Genomic DNA, 1,632 nt, shown 5'->3' with positions numbered 1-1,632 from the left:
TCGGTAGATTGTGGTAATCATAATGGTGTAGTAGCACTTACAGTTATAGGAGGAGAACAAACCTATACAGTAACCCTTGCACCATTAGGAGGAGGAACGCCCAAAGTACAACCTAATGTACCAGAAGGTTATCCAGGTATTGAAATAGCAGGTTTAGACGCGGGTACTTATAATATTACAGTAGAAGATGCCTTAGGCTGTACAACAGCAACAGGCACCCTAAGTGTAACATTAGCACCTTATAGTGCTATCAATACCGCAAGTATTACAGTAGCCACAACTTCAATTACTTGTATAGATGCTAAAGATGGAACACTCAAAGTATCAGGAGTAACAGGAGGAGTACGTCCTTACCATTTTATATTGTTCAAAGGCTCAACAAAATCAGATGAAATATCAGGAGTTAATGGAGATGAAGTTACTTTTAGTAACATAGAACCAGGTACTTATCACATAGATATTTTAGATGCTCAAAACTGTTCAGTAACGCTTGCAGGAAGCTATTCATTTGTAAATCCAACAGCCATAACAGCCGATATCAACGCTCTGAACTCTAAGTTTGTAACTTGTAAAGGCACAAGAGACGGCAAGGTAGAGATAGTGAATATCACAGGAGGGACAGGAACATATACAATTAGTATAGCCAGAGCCGATACTAAACAAAACGTAAAAACACATCGAGATGTAACAAGTTCAACCGATCTGTTTGATGAATTAGGAGTTTTAGAAGGCACTTACTATGAGGTAGTAATAAAGGATAGTAACGATTGTACGATGACTAAGACCTTGTCATTCACGGTAGAAGAATTACCAGATGTTACAATCAAGGAACTCAAATACTATGGTACTTGTCAAGCAAGTTCTAATAGTTACGTAGATTATTTAGAGGTACATTTCAACAATCCATCGCCCGACTATAGTAAGATAACCTATAGTTTGAATGGAGCTCCAGCAGCTACTTTCACACGAACCACAGGCAATGTAGCTTATATTGATAATTTCAATAGAAGTTCAGTTACCCAAACGGTTGAAGTAACCTATACTATAGTATCCTCTATTCCAGGAATGACGGGAAGTTGTAGTGCCTCCGAGACCATCACGATAGATCCTTACACACCACTTACAGTTACGAGAGTAACGACTAATACCACGCTCAACACCTTAGAGGTATTAGCACGAGGAGGTAGGACGAATAACTTTAGAGGTTATACATACTACTTTAATGAGGTGAGTAAAGGAGATAATCCGGTGTACAAAATCAACCACGACGATCCTGATAAGTTAGTAAACGGACGTCGTTATAAAGTAGTGAATGTACGCGTGGAAGATGCTGAAGGTTGTACAGTAACAGCGACTTACGATTTAGAATACTTTGATATAGAAGTGCCGAACTTCTTCACGCCCAATGGAGATGGAGAGAATGATGTATGGAAAGCGAAGTATTTAGACAACAATGTAAATGCCCGTATCTACATTTTCGATCGTTATGGTCGTCGTTTAGTGAAGTTAGAACCAGGAGAAGGCTGGGATGGTACGTATGAAAAACAAGCGATGCCATCAGGTGACTATTGGTATATCATCGAAATCAACGATCAATTGTACGACAAACGTGAGTTCTACGGTAACTTCACT

General features: G+C 39.2%; 1 protein-coding gene. It reads left to right on the top strand.

Features of this window, described 5'->3' with window-relative positions:
* Positions 1-1,632: T9SS type B sorting domain-containing protein (locus HMPREF9073_RS03695; RefSeq protein ID WP_009412653.1), on the top strand; the 1,632-nt coding region annotated here is incomplete at both ends.

The organism is Capnocytophaga sp. oral taxon 326 str. F0382 (genome assembly GCF_000318295.1).
In the GTDB taxonomy this organism is placed as follows: domain Bacteria; phylum Bacteroidota; class Bacteroidia; order Flavobacteriales; family Flavobacteriaceae; genus Capnocytophaga; species Capnocytophaga periodontitidis.
This window is presented reverse-complemented; position numbering and strand designations above follow the sequence as displayed.